15 protein-coding genes and 1 tRNA gene are annotated in these 14,276 nt (G+C 67.8%); 7 read left to right on the top strand and 9 right to left on the bottom strand.

Annotated elements, in window-relative coordinates; translation table 11 throughout:
• The 4 genes from FHR04_RS20130 to FHR04_RS20115 form a co-directional block, all read right to left on the bottom strand.
• A partial coding sequence (locus tag FHR04_RS20130) for an AAA family ATPase (protein ID WP_139404963.1) occupies positions 1-485 on the bottom strand: 485 nt, incomplete at its 3' end.
• Between the two features lie 270 nt (positions 486-755).
• Positions 756-840 (bottom strand) — tRNA-Leu (locus FHR04_RS20125).
• 235 nt (positions 841-1,075) lie between these two features.
• The gene (locus tag FHR04_RS20120; RefSeq protein WP_139404962.1) at positions 1,076-2,050 is read right to left on the bottom strand and encodes a ferritin-like domain-containing protein; all 975 of its coding nucleotides are present in this window, start codon (positions 2,048-2,050) and stop codon (positions 1,076-1,078) included.
• A gap of 222 nt (positions 2,051-2,272) precedes the next feature.
• Positions 2,273-3,532, bottom strand: a complete 1,260-nt coding sequence (locus FHR04_RS20115; protein WP_139404961.1) for an MFS transporter — start codon at positions 3,530-3,532, stop codon at positions 2,273-2,275.
• A gap of 163 nt (positions 3,533-3,695) precedes the next feature.
• On the opposite strand from FHR04_RS20115, the gene FHR04_RS20110 reads away from it, so the two are divergent.
• Positions 3,696-4,841: a LacI family DNA-binding transcriptional regulator gene (locus tag FHR04_RS20110; RefSeq protein ID WP_139404960.1), complete on the top strand. Its 1,146-nt coding sequence runs from the start codon at positions 3,696-3,698 to the stop codon at positions 4,839-4,841.
• A 269-nt stretch (positions 4,842-5,110) separates the two neighbouring features.
• Here FHR04_RS20110 and FHR04_RS20105 read toward each other — a convergent pair whose 3' ends face one another.
• The 3 genes from FHR04_RS20105 to FHR04_RS20095 all read right to left on the bottom strand — a co-directional run bounded on the left by FHR04_RS20105 (position 5,111) and on the right by FHR04_RS20095 (position 7,237).
• Positions 5,111-6,289, bottom strand: a complete 1,179-nt coding sequence (locus FHR04_RS20105; protein WP_139404959.1) for a M20 family metallopeptidase — start codon at positions 6,287-6,289, stop codon at positions 5,111-5,113.
• A gap of 95 nt (positions 6,290-6,384) precedes the next feature.
• The gene (locus FHR04_RS20100; RefSeq protein WP_139404958.1) at positions 6,385-6,687 is read right to left on the bottom strand and encodes an Lrp/AsnC family transcriptional regulator; all 303 of its coding nucleotides are present in this window, start codon (positions 6,685-6,687) and stop codon (positions 6,385-6,387) included.
• 10 nt (positions 6,688-6,697) lie between these two features.
• Positions 6,698-7,237 (bottom strand): hypothetical protein, encoded by a 540-nt coding sequence (locus FHR04_RS20095; protein WP_139404957.1) that lies wholly within the window; start codon positions 7,235-7,237, stop codon positions 6,698-6,700.
• Between the two features lie 119 nt (positions 7,238-7,356).
• On the opposite strand from FHR04_RS20095, the gene ahbA reads away from it, so the two are divergent.
• The gene (gene ahbA, locus FHR04_RS20090; protein ID WP_139404956.1) at positions 7,357-8,409 is read left to right on the top strand and encodes a siroheme decarboxylase subunit alpha; all 1,053 of its coding nucleotides are present in this window, start codon (positions 7,357-7,359) and stop codon (positions 8,407-8,409) included.
• Between the two features lie 36 nt (positions 8,410-8,445).
• Here the strand turns inward: ahbA and FHR04_RS20085 are convergent, their stop codons facing one another.
• On the bottom strand, positions 8,446-9,057 hold the full coding sequence (locus FHR04_RS20085) for a hypothetical protein (protein ID WP_139404955.1): 612 nt from the start codon (positions 9,055-9,057) through the stop codon (positions 8,446-8,448).
• 111 nt (positions 9,058-9,168) lie between these two features.
• Here FHR04_RS20085 and FHR04_RS20080 point away from each other — a divergent pair, with 111 nt between their 5' ends.
• The 4 genes from FHR04_RS20080 (at position 9,169) to gdhA (ending at position 12,844) form a co-directional block, all read left to right on the top strand.
• The gene (locus FHR04_RS20080) at positions 9,169-10,137 is read left to right on the top strand and encodes a CobW family GTP-binding protein (RefSeq protein ID WP_139404954.1); all 969 of its coding nucleotides are present in this window, start codon (positions 9,169-9,171) and stop codon (positions 10,135-10,137) included.
• Between the two features lie 70 nt (positions 10,138-10,207).
• Positions 10,208-10,795 carry a DUF2231 domain-containing protein gene (locus FHR04_RS20075; RefSeq protein ID WP_039683051.1) on the top strand — a complete coding sequence of 196 codons (588 nt, stop codon included), beginning with the start codon at positions 10,208-10,210 and terminating at the stop codon, positions 10,793-10,795.
• Between the two features lie 28 nt (positions 10,796-10,823).
• The gene (locus FHR04_RS20070) at positions 10,824-11,303 is read left to right on the top strand and encodes a PaaI family thioesterase (RefSeq protein WP_039683053.1); all 480 of its coding nucleotides are present in this window, start codon (positions 10,824-10,826) and stop codon (positions 11,301-11,303) included.
• A 176-nt stretch (positions 11,304-11,479) separates the two neighbouring features.
• Positions 11,480-12,844, top strand: a complete 1,365-nt coding sequence (gene gdhA, locus FHR04_RS20065) for an NADP-specific glutamate dehydrogenase (protein WP_338084784.1) — start codon at positions 11,480-11,482, stop codon at positions 12,842-12,844.
• Between the two features lie 25 nt (positions 12,845-12,869).
• On the opposite strand, the gene FHR04_RS20060 is transcribed toward gdhA, so the two are convergent.
• A complete protein-coding gene (locus tag FHR04_RS20060) occupies positions 12,870-13,508 on the bottom strand; it encodes an MBL fold metallo-hydrolase (RefSeq protein ID WP_311734704.1) in 639 nt (212 codons plus the stop codon).
• A gap of 50 nt (positions 13,509-13,558) precedes the next feature.
• Between FHR04_RS20060 and FHR04_RS20055 the strand changes: the two genes are divergently transcribed.
• Positions 13,559-14,122 carry a peroxidase-related enzyme gene (locus tag FHR04_RS20055; protein ID WP_139404953.1) on the top strand — a complete coding sequence of 188 codons (564 nt, stop codon included), beginning with the start codon at positions 13,559-13,561 and terminating at the stop codon, positions 14,120-14,122.
• The last annotated feature ends 154 nt before the right edge of the window (positions 14,123-14,276 follow it).

Below are 14,276 nucleotides of genomic sequence, written 5' to 3'. Positions count from 1 at the left end.
GTGGGAATGATCTTTTCCGGCTCGGTGGTCGCCAGGATGAAGATGACGTGGCCCGGCGGCTCCTCCAGCGTCTTGAGGAGGGCGTTGAAGGCCGCCCGCGACATCATGTGCGCCTCGTCCAGAATGTAGATCTTCTTGCCGCCGCGCATGGCCGCCAGCCCCACCAGTTCGCGCAGGTCGCGCACGTCGTCCACACTGTTGTTGCTGGCCGCGTCGATTTCCATCACGTCGGGGTGAGAACCCGCGCGCACGCTCAGGCACGAGTCGCATTCACCGCAGGGCTTGGGCGCGGGGCCGGTGCAGTTGGCGGTCATGGCGATCAGCCGGGCCGTGGTGGTCTTGCCCACGCCGCGCGGCCCGGAGAACAGGTAGGCGTGGCCCACGCGCCCGGCCTCCAGCGCGGCCTTCAGCACATCTTTGACGTGTTCCTGGCCCACCACCTGATCCCAGCGGATGGGGCGGGCGCGCTGGTAGATGGCGCTCATGCCCGCACCTCCAGCAAGAGGGAGGGCGTGCGGCAGCTGGCTTGCAGAACAGGAAAAACGACCGACTGATGGACTGCTGAACACGCACCGCTCACCGCAAACCTCTTCACCCCCCCAGTGTAGGGCGGGGCGGTCCGGCGCGGGGTGAGGGAGGGACGGATTGGGAACGGCGGGGGCCGGGATCGGCCAGTCCACCCGCGCCAGCCACGGGGCCAGCGACAAGAAAAAGCCCCCGGCATTTCTGCGGGGGGCCTGTCCTGATTTGTGCTGTGGTGCCGAGGATGGGATTTGAACCCACACACCTCGCGGCGCTAGTCCCTGAAACTAGTGCGTCTACCAATTCCGCCACCTCGGCATGCTGCTGATCCGGTGCTGCCCTTCCGCTTGGTAGCCGCGCCCGTGGGGGCGTTTCGGAAGGCTCGGTTACTTTACTGGCGACTTCGGAAACTGTCAATAGGCACCCCGGTCCGCCGCCCCTCCCCCCGGTCAGACAGGGCGGGCGCCCCGGCCCGCAAAGGGAACTGGGGCGCCCGCGTCTCCGGTCCGCCGTCAAGGGAGGATGACAGCGCTGGGAGCGTGGAGAGGAGGGTTTACAGGGCCAGAATCGCGGCGAAGTCGCCGTTCAGGCCTTCGGGGAAGAAGCCACCCTTGACCGCGTCCGGCTTCAGGAAGACGATGTTGCCCACCTGACGGGGGGTGCGGCTGAACGCAATCGAGTTGCCGTCGGCCAGCACGATGTTCGCGCCGCCCGCTGCGTCCACGATGCCCTGGTCGACGTCGCTGGCCCCGTCCACGCTGTCGCGCAGGTTGCTGATGGCCGCCACCACGTCACTGACCTTGAGGGCCGGGGTGACCTGGGTGTTGCGCTGCTGGTACAGCAGGGTGCGGATCTGCCCGGCGTGGTACGCCTCAACGGCCAGGATGCCCGCCGCGTTTTCCAGATTGCCGCCCGCCGAGGTGTCGGTCAGCAAGCGGGCCGCGCCCTTGTACGCGCTGACGCCCACGTCCTCGAAGATGAACGCGCCGTGCAGGAAGAACAGGTCGTTGGCAAAGGGGTTGAAGCCGGTGATGGCGCCGCCCGAGGCCGCGTTGCCCGCCGCCAGGAAGGCCGGGCCGAGGTCGATCATGGGCTGCTCGACGGCGCCCTTGCCCAGCACCTTGCGGATGATCCGCACGTGGTTCAGCTCGTCGGAGGCGATCTCGTTGGCGTAGGCGGCCACGTCCGCCGACTCGAACTTGATGCCCGCGCCGCCCTTGCCCGTGAAGCCGGCGGGCAGAATGACCTTGCTGCTGTTGCCGCCCACCGCGTCCAGCTCTTCCAGGCGGCCCACGGCGGCCAGGTAGAACGCGGCTTCCAGGTACTCCAGGTTCAGGGCGAAGTTGAAGATGGTGCCGTCCAGATTGGGCTTCTTGTCCATGCTGCCCTGGGCCATCGCGCCGCCGGTCATGCCGGGCGCGCAGCCCGCCAGCAGGGTGCCTGCGCCGACAGCGCCTGCGGCACCCAGGAATTTACGGCGGTTCAACAGTTTCTCGTTCGTTTCGTGGCTCACAGGCTTGTTGCTCATGGGTATTCCTCCAGGGGGTGAGGGGCGGGGAGACAGAGGGGCAGACAGTCAGGACGCAAGAGGCGCGGCTCGGCCCCGTCCAGCAGGGGCGGCCTCTTGCCGTGATGTCCTTCTGGCCAGCTATAAGCGCCCTTCTCCTGCTTGGATCAACATGAACGCAGAACTAAAGGTTGGGTGAAGCCTCGCCGTCCTGGCGCGTGGTTGGCCCGGTGGGCAATCCGGTCACGGCACGTTCTGCGACGGCGCGGCCCCCTCGCTCCCCGGACTCTGGACCTGCGCGGCCGCCGCACGCTGCCGCACCAGCGCGAAGGCCCCGCCCCCCAGCAGGGCCACCAGCACCGCCCCGGCCAGCGCCACGCCCAGCGCGGACCGCAGACCCGCGTGCTGGGCCACGAAGCCGATCAGCGGCGGCCCCAGCAGGAAGCCGCCGTAGCCGATGGTGGCGACCTGCGCGATGCCGCGGCCGGCCAGCGCGTGACCCGCCGCGCCGTACAGCACCGGCACGACGTTGCTCAGGCCCAGCCCCGACAGCGCGAAGCCGAAGGCCGCAAAGGCCGGTCCCTGGGCCAGCAGCGCCAGCCCCAGGCCCAGCGCCGTGACCGCCGCGCCCACCCGCACGATGGCCTCGTCGCCCAGCCGTCCGCGCGCCCGGTCCCCGAACCAGCGGCCCAGGGTCATGGTGATCACGAAGGCGGTGTAGCCGACGCCCGCGCTGCCGCCTGCCTGCCCCAGCACGTCGCGGAAGTACAGCGCGGCCCAGTCGTAATTGGCGCCTTCGGAGAGCATGCCCAGAAAACACAGCAGCCCCAGCAGCAGCGCGGCGGAACTGATGCCCGCGCGGCGGCGGGACGGCTGGGCCTCTGCTTCCCGTTGGTCCGACCGTTTCGTGGTGGGCAGGTCCGTGGCAGGTGGGTCCGGCAGCAGCAGGCGCCCCGCCAGGAGGCCGGCCAGGGTGGTGACCCCCACCACCAGCAGCACATGAGTCAGCATCGGCACCCGGCCCACCAGCAGCGTGCCCAGGCCCGCGCCCAGCACGCCGCCCAGGCTGAAATAGGCGTGCAGTCGGCTCAGGACCGGGCGTTTCAGGGCCTGCTCCACCGTGACCCCCTGCGCGTTCATCGCCACGTCCAGACTGCCGTTGGCCGCCCCCAGCACGGTCAGGGCCAGCACCACGCCCACATACCCCGGCATCAGGAAGGGCAGGGCCAGCGACAGCATGCAGGCCACCACCGCCACGCGCGTGACCGGCCCGCTGCCGTGGCGAGCTGTCCAGCCGCCGGTCAGCGGCATCGAGATCAGGGCGCCCAGGCCAATCGCCAGCAGGGCCACGCCGATCTGCGCCTCGCTCAGCGTCAGCGCGTCGCGCAGGCCAGGAATATTTACGGCCCAGGTGGCGAAGAAGGCCCCGTTGACCAGAAAGATCATGCTGACGGCGCGGCGGGCGGCCTCGGCGCGGTCAGGTGGGGTGTGCAGGGCGGTCATGTGGACTCCTTGGCAGGGGGAAGGGGAGAACGAACAGTCAGCGGAGCGGGTCAAAACTGGACAGAGGGGCGGTCCAGGTCCGCGCCCTGCACCGTGTCGGCACTTCATGAAGGCAGTGATCTGAAACGATTCAGTTGCCCATCACGTGCGCTAACATTGTGGCATGTTGCCGGCCGACCTTCCCTCAGAGTCCAGCGGGCGCGTCACCTTGCGGGACGTGGCGCGTGCGCTGGGGGTCAGCGTGGCGACGGTCAGCAACGCGTATAACCGTCCGGACCAGCTTTCGGCGGCGCTGCGCGAGCGGGTGCTGGACACGGCCCGCACGCTGGGGTACGGCGGCCCCGACCCACTGGCGCGCAGTCTGCGGCGGGGGCGCACCGGGGTGATCGGCGTGGTGTACGACGCGCCGCTGGAATACGCCTTCGCCGACCCGGCCGCCGCGCAGTTTCTGGGCAGTCTGGCGCACTCGCTTCAGGCAGCCTCGCTGAACCTGTTGCTGCTGGCGAGTCCCAGCGGCCCCCAGGACGACCCGCTGTCGCCGGTGCAGAGCGCCAGCGTGGATGGCCTGATCGTCTACAGCGCCGCGCAGAACAGCGACTTGCTGCGGGCGGTGCTGGCCCGCGGCCTGCCCACGGTGCTGGTGGATCAGGACCACCATGCCCAGGCTGCCGGCGTGGGCATTGACGATGCGGGGGGTGCGGCGCAGGCAGCCCAGCATCTGCTGGAGCTGGGGCACACCCGCATCGGTGTGCTGTGCCTGGAACTCGGCCCCCGGCAGGGCGGCGGGCGGGTGGGGCCGGGGCGCGAACAGCAGGTGGCCTACCATCCCACCGCCGAGCGGCTGCGCGGCTACCGGGAGACGGTCAACACCACCACTGCGGCGGGCGCGGGGCCGGGCGAGGCCGTCAGGCTCTATCTCACCGAGGCCGAGCGCAACACCGTGCCCGACGGTGAGGCCTGCGCGCTGGAGCTGTTGCGGGCCGAGCCGCAGCTCACCGCCCTGCTGTGCATGAGCGACGTGCTGGCCCAGGGTGCCCTGCGCGCCGCCCAGACGCTGGGCTGGCCCGTTCCGCAGCGTCTGAGCGTTGTCGGTTACGACGATGCGCCTGGCAGCGCCAACCTGAACCTGACCACCGTCTGGCAGCCCACCTGCGACAAGGGCAGTCGGGTGGGGCAGGCCATGCTGGCGTTGCTGGGCGGCCAGAAGCCGGCGGACGTGCGCCTGCCCACCCGTCTGGTGGTGCGGGGGAGCACGGCGGCCCGGCCCGCCACCCAGGCTCCTGACGGCCCCCTGTTCCCGCCGTCCTGAAGCGCCCGCCCACAGTCCCTGCTTCCTGGCCCATCTGGCCCAGCCTGTGGGGACGGAAAGCCGCGATCTGCTGGTGTGTCTGTCGCGGTCTGGAACCACCGACGGTGTGCCGCCGGGTGGATGAACTGGAGGATGGCGCGGGACGTCGGTATGCGGTCCAGCACGTCGGCCCCGGCGCAGCACCCCCGGTGACAACACCGTCCCCTCAGAGCAGGGGGCGGTGTTGTCGCCGGCAACTCAGCTGGAGCGGTTTTGCGGGAGGCCCGGCGTCATGCCGGCAGCGTCAGGCGCAGCGCGGCGGCGTGCAGCATTTTCACGCCGGTTTCCAGGCTGGCCTCGTCGATGGTGAAGCGCGGGTGGTGGTGCGGCCAGCGGCTGTCTTCTTCGTCGCTGCCGGAGCCGACGTTGAAGTACGCGCCGGGGGCTTTTTCCAGATAGGCGCTGAAGTCCTCGCCGCCCATCGTTGGTTTGGCGTCGCGGAAGTGATCCGGCCCCACCGTTTCCAGCGCGATGGCCTTGAGCTGTTCGGCCACCCAGTCGGTGTTGATCAGGGCGCGGTAGCCGAACTCGTAGTTCAGCTCGTAGGTGGCGCCGTGGGCCTCGCACACGCCCTTGATGACCCGTTCGATCAGTTCCGGCGCACGCTTTCGCAACTCGGGGTCAAAGCTGCGAACGGTGCCCAGCATCGTGGCGCGGTCTGGAATCACGTTGTGGGTGGTGCCGCTGTGGAACGAGGTGATGCTGATCACGAGGGGCTCCAGCGCCGCCACCCCCCGGCTGACGATGTGCTGCAGGTTGGTGACCACCTGCGCGCCCACTGCGATGGGGTCCACCGCCTCTTCGGGGTGCGCGCCGTGCCCGCCCCGGCCCTGGATGGTCAGTTCCAGCATGTCGGGCGAGGCCATGAACGGCCCCGGTTTGACCGCCACCATTCCGGCGGGCAACTGGCTGTTCAGGTGCAGGCCCGTCACCAGATCCACGCCGTCCATCAGCCCGGTATCCATCACCAGTTCCTCCGCACCACCGGGGCCGATTTCCTCGGCGTGCTGGAAGATCATGCGAACCTCGCCGGGCACCTCGCCAGGATTCTCGGACAGCAGTTTGGCGACACCCAGCAGAATCGCGGTGTGACCGTCATGACCGCAGGCGTGCATGACCCCCTCGTTTTTGGAGGCGAACTCGAAGGTGTTCTCCTCGGTGATCGGCAGCGCGTCGATGTCGGCCCGCAGCAGCAGCGTGCGCCCCGGCTGGCTGCCCTTCAGCACCGCCAGCACGCTGGTTTCGGTGGGCCGCGTGACCGTCAGCCCGGGCATCTTCTTCAGCTCGGCCTCGATGTACGCCGAGGTCTGGTGCTCGTGAAAGCCCACCTCGGGGTTCATGTGCAGGTGCCGCCGCCACGCGACGAGCTGCTCGCGCAGCACCGCCGTCCTCTCCTGGGTTGCTGTCATGGCCTTCAGCCTAGCGCGGGCTCAGGATGCGCGTCATCCCGTCTGGAACCCATTCATCCATCCGGGACGCGGCGGACTGGTGGAACAGCTGCCGCCTAACTGCCTCTGTTCGCCCGGCCCTCGTCCAGCCCCACCCCGAAGCCCTGATCGAGCAGCGCGTCGTTGTAGGTGCGGAAGGCCAGCATGGTCTGGGTGCGGGCAATGCCCTCCACCTTGCGCAGGTGGCCGGTCACCACGTCGTCGAGCTGGTCATACTCGGCCAGTTTCAGGATCGCCACGATGTCCCACTCGCCGGTCACGCTGTAGACCTCGCGCACGGCGGGGATGGCCGCGAGCGCCTCGGCGGTTTCCTGCACGCGCTGGCGGTCTGCCTGCACCATCACGATGGCCGTTACCATTTGGGATTCCTCATGGGTGACATTGTGACGCACCCTGGATTATTTCCGCTGCCCTTTCAGGCTTCAATGCTTTGAGTAAGTGGACGATGGCATCACAAGCCTCAGACTCACGGATTGGCTCTCCCTCCCCGCTGGCCTCCCAGTCGTCACGCCCATAACCATATGTTTTGAAAATGCCTTCTGTCCGCTCACGACTGAGAGGTAGACGTGGAAGTGGCCCCGCATCATCGGACGCTCGAATAAAACGCTCCAGCGTATAGAAAACGCTCAGGCATCGGACGCTGCTGTCAATTTCGAGGCCCCTGCTGAAGTTGGCAAGGAGAAGTCGAACCGCCCCATATGGCGTGGCGTGATGGGCCAGTCGCATCAGCGCCTGCCTTCGCTCCTGAGGGAAGCTGCCAAGTGCTTCACTGAGTTCGACGAGGGGAGCCTCAGGCTCCAACAGGTTCCGAGTGGCCCATTCTTCCAGCAATTGCTCAGCGGCAGGAAATCCAAGGTCTATCGCCCAGGCAAGGGCGAGAGCGTGTTCTGCAATACCGATTTTAGTCATCCTGCCTCCTGTGTGACCCACAATGCGCAATCTGATGCGGAGTATGTGGAACTATTTCGCCCACGCCTGACCGCTCGTTCGGGGACGTTTCGCCGCCCAGAACGGCCTATTCTGCGCCCATGACCGCCACCACGCCCGCCCCGGAAACCACGCTCCCCACGGCGCGTGAGCAGCTTCTCAACCGCATCCAGAAAAACATTCCCATCGTCCAGCGCCCCTACCGCGCCATTGCCGAGGAAGTAGGCCTGAGCGAGGCCGAGGCCCTGGACATTCTGCGTGAGGTCAAGGCGGAGGGCGTGCTGCGGCAGGTCAGCGCTATTTTCGACACGCGCACGCTGGGCTACCAGAGCAGCTTGGTGGCCGCCGTCCACGACGAGGATCAGCTGGACGCGGGTGCGGAAGTCGTGAACGGGCACCCCGGCGTCAGCCATAACTACAAGCGCAACCACGACTTCAACCTGTGGTACACGATTGCCGTGCCGCCCGAGAGCGATCTGGAAGCGCACGTCCAGAAGCTGCATGAGCTGAGCGGCGCCCGCCTGACCCGCATGATGCCCACGCTGCACCTGTTCAAGATCGGCGTGGAGTTCGACATGACCGGCAAGGAGGACTGGAACGCCAAATCAAAGCCCCAGTACACCTCCGAGCAGCGCAACATCGGCTACGAGGTCACGGATCTAGACCGCGCCTTCGTCACCGAATTCCAGAAAGACCTGCCGGTGACCGAAGAACCCTACGCCGACGCCTGCGCCGCGCTGGGCCTGAGCATCGATGAGGTGGCCGCCCACGCCGAGAAAATGAAGGCCGCCGGGGCGCTACGCCGGGTGTCCGCCGTGTTCCGCCACCAGAAGGCGGGCTTCACCTTCAACGCGATGGGCGTGTGGGCCGTGCCGCAGGACGACGTGGCCGAGGTGGGCCGCCGGATGGCTGAATTCAAGGCGGTGTCTCACTGCTACCTGCGCCCCACCTACCCGGAATGGCCCTACACCATCTTCACCATGGTGCATGGCCGCAGCAAGGAGGAGGCCTTCGGCAAGATCGCGGCCATCGAGGAAGAGGTGGCCGGCGGCGTGCCCCACGACATCCTGTACTCGACGAAGGAGTACAAGAAAGTGCGCCTGGAATTTTACAAGCCGGAGTTCTACGAGTGGGAGCGCGCCAACCTGGGCTGAGCAAATCTGCGCCGAGGCGGGCGCAGCCCCCGGCGCCTACTTCTTGCAGGTCAGGTCAAACTCCATGTTGTAGACCTTGGCCAGGGGCAAGCCCGCCTTTTGCATGTCCTTGACCGCGCTGGCCTCCGGGCGAATCAGCAGCCGCGTCCATTTTATCGCGGCTCCATGGGTGTCTGTGCGGGTGTGCAGCGTGATGGACGTGCCGGGGAGCAAGGTGTCGATCCACTGGCCCACATAATTGTTGAGCGGTAGGGTGCCCGAGTCGGTGGCCGCCACGACGTTCGAGGGCGAGAACGCCATAAAGTTGTACAGCTTCCCCCTGGACGCGTTGCTGAGCTTCAGGGTGACGCCGAACGCGCTGTCCTCGTTGCCGGCCTCCAATAACTGCACGGTGTAGACACCGTTGAACAGCGTGTCGCCCACGCAGCCCCTGACCGCCTCGATTTTTGGAATCACGCCCCCGGCGGTGATGGCCCCGATGCGTTTCAGATCGCTGGCCTTGAACTGGTAGTACGTCTCGCCGTTCTTTGTCGTGGTGCTGGCCTGGAGGGCCACGCCGTTGATGAACACCGTCTGGGGCGTCTGGGCCTGAGCGGGCAGGGCTGTCAGGACGGCGAGGCCGAGCAGCAAGGGAATCGTTTTGTCCATCCGGTCAGCATACTGAACATCGTGTCGCGGTTACATTCGGCGCCCTGCGGCCCGTCCAGCTTTGCCGTACCGTCTCCATTGAAGGGCGAACAGACCCCGTATCCTCCATCTATGACTGCCCCCACCCCTGACCCGCGCATTCCCATCATCGTGATCGGCGGTTTTCTGGGCGCGGGCAAGACCACCCTGGTCAACCACCTGATCCGCAGCCTGCCGCACCGGCTGGGCGTGATCGTCAACGAGTTCGGGCAGGCGGGGGTGGACGGCAGCCTGATCGAACGGTTGCAGGATGACGTGACCGAACTGACGGCGGGCTGCCTGTGCTGCACCGGGCGCGACGATCTGCTGCGGGCGCTGGTGACCATCTCCATGCGTGAGCAGCAACCCGACGCCGTGATCGTGGAACTGTCGGGGGTGGCCGATCCGACGCCTGTGCTGGCAACCCTGATGGAACGCGGGGTGCGCGCGGCCTTCCGGGTCACGACGCTGGTGGCGGTGGTGGACGCCCGCCACGTCCTGCACACCCTGCGCGAACACCCGGAGGCCGCGCGGCAACTGGCCTACGCCAATGTGGTGGTGCTGAACAAGACCGATCTGGTGGGCGAGGAGGCGCTGGCGCGGGCCACGGCCACGCTGAAGGGCGTCAACCCGCTGGCCCGCGTCATCGGTGTGGAGCGCGGCCAGATCGACGCCGACGCCCTGCTGGCCCGCGACGACTTCGATCCGCGCGTGCTGGACGGCCAGGATACGGCCACGCACGCCCACACGCCAGACCTGAAGACCTTCACGCTGCGCGCAGATCGCTCGCTTGATCCCTACGAATGGCAGCGCTTCATGACCTCCTACATCCTGGCGCGGCCCGCCGAGGTGCTGCGCGTCAAGGGCTGGCTGGATCTGCACGGCTACCCGCAGCGCATCTTGTTTCAGGCGGTGCGCGATCTGTTCACCGCCGACGCCTGGGACGAGAATGAGGGCGGCAGCGAACTGGTCTTCATCGGGCGCGGGCTGGACAGAGAGGAGTTCGCCTCGGCCTTCGCGGCCTGTCTGCCCCCGGATCCAGCCGAACTGATTCCCGATTGAATCGCCGTCCATAAACCCACCTTTAGCGGGCGCGGCACGCCAGCGCAGGGGCCGCGCCTACCCTCGGGGCATGAGTCTCTTTCCCTGGCAGGCCGATCAGGACAAGCCCAGCTATGTCGTCGAGGACGCCCTCGTCAACCACGACGCCATCGAGGAACTGGCCGAGAAACTGCAACTGGCGCTGCGCGGTGCGGAAGGCCTGCTGCCAGACGGCGTGACTGACGCGCTGCACGGCGTGCCGCTGGGCCACCCGCTGCACCCCATCCTGGTGCATCTGCCGCTGGGCGGGTGGATGATCGCCGGGATGCTGGATTTCTTTCCCGGCCAGCACTCGGAGGAAACCCGGCGGGCCGCCGATCTGGCGCTGACGCTGGGCACGGTGGGGGCCGTCGCCACCATCGCCACCGGCTGGACGGACTGGAGCGGCGCACGCGGCGAGGCCCGCCGCACCGGCCTGATTCACGGCCTGCTGAACGAGACCGCCTTCTTCCTGAACATCGGCTCTATCGTGGCGCGGCGCAAAAAGAAGCGCGGCCTGGGCAAACTGCTGTCGGGCACGGCGCTGGGGCTGGCGCTGGCGGGGGGATTCCTGGGCGGCGAACTGGTGTACCGCCACGGGCTGGGCGTGGGCCAGACGATGGACCACCCGCAGGGCTGAGGCCCCTCCCGCACCCTATTCTCCCCGTATGACGCTGCATCCCGATCTGAATTACCCCCTGCCTGAAGATTTTGCCCGCCTGAGCCCCGAGGAGGTGGCGGCTCGCATCAACGGCCCACAGGGTGAGGGGCTGAGCGGCACCCTGTGCGCCCGCCTCGGCATCCGCTTTCTGAGCGTGACCCGCGAGCGCCTGAGCGCCCGGATGCCGGTAGAAGGCAACCTGCAGCCCGCCGGACGGCTGCACGGCGGCGCAAACCTCGCGCTGGCCGAGGAACTGGCGAGCGTGGGGTCATGGATCAACCTCGATCCGCGCCGGCAGGTGGCGGTGGGCGTGGATCTCAGCGGCACGCACGTCCGGGGCGTGTCCGGCGGCTTCGTGACCGGCGAGGCAACGCTGGCCTACCGGGGCCGCAGCGTCATGGTGTGGACGGTGGAGATCAAGGACGAGCGCGGGCGGCTGACCAGCTTGGCCCGCTGCACCTGCAACGTGGTGTCGGTGGGCAGCTGAGGGGCGGCACGCGGGACGCCCGCCAGGCACCACGTTAGACAAATCGCCCCAGCTGTCCAGGCGGATTCGGGCGTGAGGGACGGACGCTTGTCATAGTGGGTCATGACGCTGAGCCTTCTCAATAAACCGTGCCGCCCGTGTGCCGTGCCGCGCCGCCCCAACGCGGGGGCTGCCGCTTGAGCCGCGTTCTGGTTCGGGATCAGCTGGGCAGCGTCCAGGACTTCTTGAACAGCGTCACTCACATGAACCGCGACCAGCCGGAGTTCCTGCAGGCCGTCGAGGAAGTGATGGACAGCCTGTGGCCCTTCTTGCAGGAGCACCCGCAGTACGCCCGGCAAAGCCTGTTGCGGCGGCTGGTGGAACCCGAGCGCGTCATCATCTTCCGGGTGTGCTGGATCGACGACGCCGGCGAGGTGCAGGTCAACCGTGGCTACCGCATCCAGCACAGCAGCGCCATCGGGCCGTACAAGGGCGGGCTGCGCTTTCATCCCAGCGTCAACCTGTCGATCCTGAAGTTCCTGGCCTTCGAGCAGACCTTCAAGAACGCCCTGACCACCCTGCCGATGGGCGGCGGCAAGGGCGGCAGCGACTTTGACCCCAAGGGCAAGAGCGATCTGGAAGTCATGCGCTTCTGTCAGGCGTTCATGACCGAGCTGTTCCGGCACATTGGCGCGGACACCGACGTGCCTGCCGGGGACATTGGCGTGGGCGGGCGCGAGATCGGCTACCTGGCCGGCATGATGAAGAAGCTGACCAACCGCGCCGATCCGGTGTTTACGGGCAAGGGCCTGACCTACGGCGGCTCGCTGATCCGCCCGGAGGCCACCGGCTACGGCACGGTCTACTTCGTGCAGGAAATGCTGGAACACGAGGGCCGGTCACTCGACGGGCTGCGGGTCTCGGTGTCCGGCTCGGGCAACGTGGCGCAGTACGCCATCGAAAAGGCCATGCAGTTCGGGGCGAAGGTGGTCACGGTGTCGGACTCGGGCGGCACCGCTGTAGACGAGGACGGCTTCACGCCGGACAAGCTGGCCACGCTGATGGAACTGCGCAATGAACGGCAGGGCCGGGTGGAGGAATACGCCCGGCTGGTGGGCGCGCAGTACCACGCGGGCGCGCGGCCCTGGGGCGTGGCGGTGGATGTGGCCCTGCCCTGCGCCACCCAGAACGAGCTGGACGAGGCCGACGCCGCCGCGCTGATCGGCAACGGCGCAGTGGCGGTGGCCGAGGGGGCCAACATGCCCTGCACCTTCGAGGCCGCCAAGCGCTTCGAGGACTCGGGCGTGTTGTACGCACCCGGCAAGGCCAGCAACGCGGGCGGCGTGGCCACCAGCGGCCTGGAGATGAGCCAGAACGCCCAGCGCCTCAACTGGACGCGTGACGAGGTCGACGCCCGCCTGCACGAGATCATGCGCGGCATCCACCGCGCGGCCCTGGCGCACGGACGGCGGCCAGACGGCAGCCTCAGCTACCTGCAGGGAGCGAACGTGGCGGGCTTCGTGAAGGTGGCCCAGGCCATGCTGGAACAGGGCGTGGTGTAGGTCCGGCCGGCGGGCGGGGTCAGTCTTAGGCCCGCTCGGCCCGCCGCCGCACCTGCGCCGGTGACAGTGGGCCGCCGTGGCCGGGCAGCACCGCCCGCAGGTCCATCCCGGCGATTCGTCTCAGGGTGTCCTGGGCCTGCGGATGATCGGCGTTGTAGGCGGCCCTGGGCAAGTGCGCGCCGTCGGCGGCCCCGATCACGGCGTCGGCGGCCACCAGCACGCCGTCCATCATCACGCCGATCTGGCCGTGGGTGTGGCCCGGCAGCGAGACCACGGCCCAGCCCAGCACCGTCTCGCCGGGATGCACTGCGTGCAGGGCGTCCGCAGGCACCTTGGGATGCGCCCTGGAGACCAGTTCTCCCAGGTCCGGGCGGCCAGCGGGATACGGCAGATCATGAACCTCGCCGGTCAGCTGCGGGTGCTCCAGCGGGTGGGCCAGCAGCGGAATGCCGCGCCGCGCCGCCCGCCACGCACCCCCCGAGTGGTCCACGTGGGCATGGGTCAGCAGCACGGCGTCCGGGTTGAAGTCGCGCAGCAGGCGGTCAAAACGGGCGGCGTAGGGCCACGCCCCGGCGTCCACCAGCAGGCGGCCCGCCGAACTGCTCAGAAGGTACACGTTGGCATACAGCGAATGGACGTCGACGGTGGGCATGAGAACGGTCACTGCCGCCATGATTCCATGCGGCGGCCGGCACGGGATAAGCTGGCCGTCTCATGAATGAAATCTCCTGGCTGGCCGTGCCGACGAAGGACAACGCGCACGAGGGTGTCCGCAAACTGTGGGGCAAGGCGGAGGCGAACCTGGGTTTCGTGCCCAACGTCTTCCGGGCGCAGGCGCTGAACGGCGAGCAGTTCCTGGCGTGGTGGAACTATTTCAACCTGCTGGTCAATAAGCCGGGGCACCTGAGCAACGTCGAGCGCGAGATGCTGGCGGTGGTGGTGAGTGGCCTGAACCGCTGCGTGTACTGCGCGGTCTCGCACGGCGCGGCGCTGCGCGAGTACGGCATGGAAGCCGGCAAGGCCGACAAGGTGGCCGTGAACTGGCGGCACGCGGCCCTGTCCGGGCGGGAGGCGGCCCTATGCGCCTTTGCCGAGAAGCTCACCCTGCACCCCGCCGGGATGGCTCAGTCGGACCTGACCCCCCTGCGGGACGCGGGGCTGGACGACGCCCAGATTCTAGAGGCCGTGCAGGTGATCGGCATGTTCAACATGACCAACCGGGTCAGCAGCGCCCTGGGTTTCGTTCCCAACGCCGAGTACCACTCGCAGGGGCGGTAGACGGACCACCGGGCAGGGTCTGGAGGGTAATACGGACTCCGATTAATTCGTACAGAGAGGCCACCAGTGAAACAGGGTGTGTTGCGTGATGAGATCGGGTTGGGTTTCCAGCCAGGCACACCGTTCACCGAGTGCTTCCTGGAGTTCAGCAAGT

The organism is Deinococcus radiopugnans ATCC 19172, assembly GCF_006335125.1.
Taxonomy (GTDB): domain Bacteria; phylum Deinococcota; class Deinococci; order Deinococcales; family Deinococcaceae; genus Deinococcus; species Deinococcus radiopugnans.
Note: the sequence above shows the minus strand (reverse complement) of the source record. Positions and strands in the feature narration are given on the sequence as shown.